Annotated in this window: 4 protein-coding genes and 1 rRNA gene (1 of these 5 running past the window's edge); 4 read left to right on the plus strand and 1 reads right to left on the minus strand. The window is 38.5% G+C overall.

Features of this window, described 5'->3' with window-relative positions; translation table 11 throughout:
• Positions 1-118: 118 nt before the first annotated feature.
• Complete coding sequence (locus IGI47_RS03160; protein ID WP_081134223.1) at positions 119-808, minus strand: YoaK family protein; 690 nt, start codon at positions 806-808, stop codon at positions 119-121.
• 178 nt (positions 809-986) lie between these two features.
• Between IGI47_RS03160 and IGI47_RS03165 the strand changes: the two genes are divergently transcribed.
• From IGI47_RS03165 to IGI47_RS03180, 4 genes are all read left to right on the plus strand, one after another.
• Entirely contained in the window at positions 987-3,200 is a 2,214-nt protein-coding gene (locus tag IGI47_RS03165; RefSeq protein ID WP_438784438.1) for an ATP-dependent helicase, read from the plus strand.
• A 221-nt stretch (positions 3,201-3,421) separates the two neighbouring features.
• Positions 3,422-3,826: a Spx/MgsR family RNA polymerase-binding regulatory protein gene (locus tag IGI47_RS03170; RefSeq protein ID WP_311930808.1), complete on the plus strand. Its 405-nt coding sequence runs from the start codon at positions 3,422-3,424 to the stop codon at positions 3,824-3,826.
• Positions 3,827-3,846: 20 nt separating this feature from the next.
• Positions 3,847-4,203, plus strand: coding sequence for an ArsC/Spx/MgsR family protein (locus tag IGI47_RS03175; RefSeq protein WP_311930807.1), 357 nt, complete (start codon positions 3,847-3,849; stop codon positions 4,201-4,203).
• Positions 4,204-4,783: 580 nt separating this feature from the next.
• Positions 4,784-6,000, plus strand: a 16S ribosomal RNA gene (locus IGI47_RS03180); it runs 343 nt beyond the window's last position.

The following is a 6,000-nucleotide window of genomic DNA, read 5'->3' on the forward strand; positions in this document are numbered from 1 at the left end:
CAAATTTTTATGAATTTCGGCTTATTTCTCGGAGTTGCTTCTGCTCCCACCGTTTATTCGTTTTTAAAGAATGAGACAAAAGTGTTTCTTACTTTTGTCCCACTCACATCTCATATTTTTATTTTTTTACTATGAAAGGATTTTGACGATAAAAGTGCCAAAGTTGAACGCTTTGGGTAATTGCAATGATCAAAAATAAAACAGAGACTAATAAAATGGAGAACGTATTGAATAAATGATGAAAAAAGACTTGAACGATTGCGCCTGCGATAAATGCAAGTACCACTGTAAGAAAATGGATGAACCGATCAAATTCTGCTTTTTCTCTTGTTACCCAATAGTCGTAGAGATTCGTTGCTACCCCTTTTAAATTTCCTGTTGTGAATAGATTCGTGTAGGCACGTCCATCGATTTTGTCAAAGGCAAGCCATTGGATTGCAGCGGTGAAAGCAATCATGATTGTTACAAGTGCAGGATGAGCATTGATCGAGGGCAGACTGACTAAGAAAAAGATCACTGCTTCATAATAGAGAACAAATAGTCGCCAAAAGTGTTTTTCTTTTTTCTGGAAATAGTTAATCAGAAATTTTGTAAGTAAAATACCCAAAAAGAAAAACAGCGTAGAAAGAACCTTCTTGCCGACGCTTAGCCATTCCCCATCGAAACTTTGGATAATCGCTAAAACGATATTGCCGGTTTGAGCTGAAGCAAAAGCATTGTATTGGATATAAGTGTAACTATCCATAGCACCGCCAATAAAGGTTAGCAAAAGACCAATCGTACGTCCTTCGTGGAATGAAGTATTCATTTTTATTTCACCTTCAACTGAGATATATTTTCTTTACTATCTTACCACATCATTCTTTTATTTTTCGGAAATATTGTAGATTATTTTCAGAAAAAAATCTACTTGCTAAAGCCATTTTATTTTTGTGTAAGGTCTGTTAGTATAAAGGAAACGAATCAGAACTTAAATGAACAGAAAGATGGGAAAAGCTATCAATCAAGGAAACGAAAAAGAAATTCTTCGTTTGCGAAGAGAACTCAAACATTGGGAAAAAAAGTACAGCAAGCTCCAACAAATTTTCCGGATGCAAGAAGAAATCATTGCAAGTTATGAGGCAGCTTATGGCGAAGCTCCAGGCCTGATCGACGAAGAAAAAGAAGATAATGGAAGCCATTCATTTTTCGATATGATGGAAAAACGTTCGTATAATCGATTTAATCAAGAACAAAAAGCGGCAATCACCTACAACATGGAGAAAAATTTGCGGATTATTGCTGGAGCCGGAAGTGGCAAGACGCAGACGATTTGTGCAAAGGCCGTTTACTTGATGACACAAGAACAAGTAGAAGAGCAACGGATATTGATGATTACTTTTACAAGGAATGCGGCAAATGAATTAAAAAAACGCGTAGATAATTTTAGTCAACGTAAGACCAATGTGCATATCGGCACATTTCACAGTATTTTTTTCCGTTTGTACAATGACATTCAAAGACGTTTTCCTGAAATAACGGCAACAGGGATACAAGGGGAATTTTCTAAAGATACTTCTTATAAAATCAATGGTATACTCCAACAGCTGATCCGCAAGTATAATCTCTATGCATTTGATCAGTCGGGAGAAAAAACGATTTCGGCAAGATTGGATTATTGGCAGAATATGAATTTGTCGATTGAGGAAATCGTTGAAGTGATTCAGGACAAATTTGACTCGCTTGAACAAAAAGCAACAAAACCGATTTCTGAGCGAATGAAGTATCTCATGTCTGAACTCCAAGAACAAAAAAAAGAACAGAAGCTATTTGAATTCAATGATGTATTGCAAAATTTAAAATCTGCACTACAAGATGAAGCGGTTAGACGATATGTCGGTGAAAAATATGATTACCTATTTATCGATGAATTTCAAGACACGAATCCATTGCAATGGGAAATCGTACGTTTGATCACGAAAGATAGCCATATCAAGTTGATCGTAGTCGGGGATGATGATCAAAGTATCTATGGATTTAGAGGGTCAGAGCCTTCTTATATCAAAAATTTTGATCAAGAGTACCCCACAAAGACCCTGTTTTTACTGACTAATTATCGTTCCCGCGCTGCAATCGTTCAAGGTGCGAATCGATTGATCACGTTCAATAAGAACGATCGCATTCCCAAAGCAATGGTTCCAGCACAAAAAGAAGCTGGTATTATGAGTGCTATGTCTTTTGAAAGTACACAAACTGAAAGTAAATGGATCATCAAACAGATCCATTCCTTTATAAAAAGTAATGGGAAGTATAAAGAGTCGATCGTGTTATATCGTTCGTTATCACAAACGCAGCAGTTAGTCCAAGACCTCCTACAAACAGAAATTCCATTTGTATTGGAAGCAGATGGTCAATATGAAGGAGTATTTGGGATACGGACTTTTCAACAGTTTTACCAGAAATTAGTACTTTGGTACGAAGCGCCTACGCAGCAGAAAAAAAATCATGCGTATAAGCAGTTATTGCATCAGCTAATGATGAACTGCTATCTGAAAAGAGCTGAATGTGATTTCTTTTTTTTTAATGAGAATAAGAAAAAAGATATCATAAACTATCTCTTGGCAGTGAGACCTAATATGAAATCAAAGGAAAAAGAACTACGCTCTTTTATTGGAGAAATCAACGCTCTTGAAAAAAATGAGAACCATAAGATTGAATCATTGATAAAAGGTTTTCTAAAATTGCTGAAACCTGCTAAAGAAATGGATGGTACGGAAAAAGAATGGTTGTCCGAGACTATCAAAAAATATCCGACACTGACTCAACTAATGGGATTAGAGAAAGAAACACAAGTACTAGCAAAGCAATTAAAAATCCGCCTGACTGCTTATCGTCAAGGGAAACTGGATGCATTGTGCATCCAAAGCATTCATCGAAGTAAAGGATTGAGCTATCGGAATGTCTTTTTGATTGGTTGCAATGAAGGACTGATTCCTTATAATGGAGCAACTGAAAAAAATGCTTTAAGCAACAAACAGATAAAGGCAGAGCATCTAACTACTATAGAAGAAGAACGACGCCTTTTTTATGTGGCGATGACAAGAGCAAGGAATCGACTGTATCTGTGTATTCCTTTGATGAAGGGTACACGTCGATTAAAACCCTCAAGATTTATTAGAGAAACTGGGTGTAAAATTAAAAAACAATCGATATATAACTGAAAAGAGCAAGAATATAAATTTTTTTTGTTTATATTCTTGCTCTTTTCTTTATTTTTATAAAAAAAGATTATAACTAAATAATAATAGAAAAAGTTGATATACCAATCATTCTACAGATGTAGATTACTAAAGGTAAAAAAATCATGAATTTTATAGCTAATAATTGGTATTTTTTATGAGATTCAGTTAGAATGGGATTATAATTAAAAAGGAGTGAGAAAATGATAAAAGTATATACTTCGCCTAGCTGTACTTCCTGCAGAAAGGCTCGCGCATGGTTGCAAGCTAATCGATTAGATTTTGAAGAGAAAAATATTTTTGCTGACCCGATAACAGAGAGTGAAATCCGTGGGATTCTTGCAGCTACTGAAGGAGGAGTTGAAGATATTATTTCTACTCGCTCAAAAATATATGAAAAGTTAGCTATAGATTTTAATGAATTGTCCTTAAAGCAAATGATCGTTCTCTTTAAAGAATACCCGTCATTATTAAGAAGACCGATCTTAATAGATGAAAAAAGAATATTGATTGGATTCAATGAAGATGAAATTCGTTCATTTGTTCCAAGAGAGATCCGCTCCGTCGCGCGTAATTTGATCTATATGCAGAACAGTATTTTCAGCTAAAAAGGAGGGGCCTTGTGAGGATGAAAGTGAAAATATACGGTTCACTGCATTGTGTGACGTGCCTAAAAGCCAAGAATTGGTTAGAATCCAATCAGCTGACGTATCAGTTCATTGATTTGGAACAACAGGAATTAACTATGGCCGAAGCAGAAGAGTTATGTAACTTTGATGAAATGCACGCTGAACAATTATTCGTCACTTGGTCGGAAGCCTTTAAAGATATTCAAGTGGATTTAACTTCGATCAGCAAAAAACAATTAGCTCTATTGTGTAAACAATATAAAGAGCTGTTGAGACGACCTTTGATTATTATTGATGAAGTTCTATTTATTGGATACAACGAACAACTAATGGAACAATTGATTTTAAGTGAATAGTAAAAACGAAGAGGAATAGATACTATATTAGAGGAAGTGGCAATTGCTCATTTCCTTTTTTCTGTTGGGAAGCAGAGGAGAGTACCTAAATTGAGTATAAATTTGTATTGACATGTGCAAATTTACATGATATATTCATTTCTGTTGTTTTTATTAGACTTTTTCTTTTTTGAAACGTTCAAAAAACAATGAAAAAAATCTTGACGTGTGGGTGGCTACATGATAAGATAACTAAGTCATTTGAAAAGAACCTATTTGAAAGCTTGATCTAATCAAGAAGAACTTCAAAAAAGTTCTTGACAAATAACAAAAAATGAGTTACGATATACGAGTTGCTGAAGGATTTCTAAAAACGAAATCGAAAATAACTTTTAAAAAAACAGTTGACATTCACTTGTCGCTCTGGTATGATATAAAAGTTGCTACGGCAATTCAAGTAGACCTTTGAAAACTGAACAAAGTAAGACAAACCAAATGTGTAGGGCGTCTTGATTGATTCAAGACAACAAACATTTTTAACAAGCAAGCAATATGCTAGCAAACAAATTGAGCTTAACAATCGCAAGATTGTTCTAACTTTTATTATGAGAGTTTGATCCTGGCTCAGGACGAACGCTGGCGGCGTGCCTAATACATGCAAGTCGTACGCTTCTTTTTCCACCGGAGCTTGCTCCACCGGAAAAAGAAGAGTGGCGAACGGGTGAGTAACACGTGGGTAACCTGCCCATCAGAAGGGGATAACACTTGGAAACAGGTGCTAATACCGTATAACAATCGAAACCGCATGGTTTTGATTTGAAAGGCGCTTTCGGGTGTCGCTGATGGATGGACCCGCGGTGCATTAGCTAGTTGGTGAGGTAACGGCTCACCAAGGCCACGATGCATAGCCGACCTGAGAGGGTGATCGGCCACATTGGGACTGAGACACGGCCCAAACTCCTACGGGAGGCAGCAGTAGGGAATCTTCGGCAATGGACGAAAGTCTGACCGAGCAACGCCGCGTGAGTGAAGAAGGTTTTCGGATCGTAAAACTCTGTTGTTAGAGAAGAACAAGGATGAGAGTAACTGTTCATCCCTTGACGGTATCTAACCAGAAAGCCACGGCTAACTACGTGCCAGCAGCCGCGGTAATACGTAGGTGGCAAGCGTTGTCCGGATTTATTGGGCGTAAAGCGAGCGCAGGCGGTTTCTTAAGTCTGATGTGAAAGCCCCCGGCTCAACCGGGGAGGGTCATTGGAAACTGGGAGACTTGAGTGCAGAAGAGGAGAGTGGAATTCCATGTGTAGCGGTGAAATGCGTAGATATATGGAGGAACACCAGTGGCGAAGGCGGCTCTCTGGTCTGTAACTGACGCTGAGGCTCGAAAGCGTGGGGAGCAAACAGGATTAGATACCCTGGTAGTCCACGCCGTAAACGATGAGTGCTAAGTGTTGGAGGGTTTCCGCCCTTCAGTGCTGCAGCTAACGCATTAAGCACTCCGCCTGGGGAGTACGACCGCAAGGTTGAAACTCAAAGGAATTGACGGGGGCCCGCACAAGCGGTGGAGCATGTGGTTTAATTCGAAGCAACGCGAAGAACCTTACCAGGTCTTGACATCCTTTGACCACTCTAGAGATAGAGCTTCCCCTTCGGGGGCAAAGTGACAGGTGGTGCATGGTTGTCGTCAGCTCGTGTCGTGAGATGTTGGGTTAAGTCCCGCAACGAGCGCAACCCTTATTGTTAGTTGCCATCATTCAGTTGGGCACTCTAGCAAGACTGCCGGTGACAAACCGGAGGAAGGTGGGGATGACGTCAAAT

The sequence above is a fragment of the Enterococcus sp. AZ191 genome (assembly GCF_051713845.1).
In the GTDB taxonomy this organism is placed as follows: Bacteria; Bacillota; Bacilli; order Lactobacillales; family Enterococcaceae; genus Enterococcus_B; species Enterococcus_B durans.

Coding starts and splice junctions, on each gene's coding strand:
- IGI47_RS03165 (WP_438784438.1), top strand. CDS start 987: ATGGGAAAAGCTATCAATCAAGGAAACGAAAAAGAAATTCTTCGTTTG.
- IGI47_RS03160 (WP_081134223.1), bottom strand. CDS start 808: ATGAATACTTCATTCCACGAAGGACGTACGATTGGTCTTTTGCTAACC.
- IGI47_RS03170 (WP_311930808.1), top strand. CDS start 3,422: ATGATAAAAGTATATACTTCGCCTAGCTGTACTTCCTGCAGAAAGGCT.
- IGI47_RS03175 (WP_311930807.1), top strand. CDS start 3,847: ATGAAAGTGAAAATATACGGTTCACTGCATTGTGTGACGTGCCTAAAA.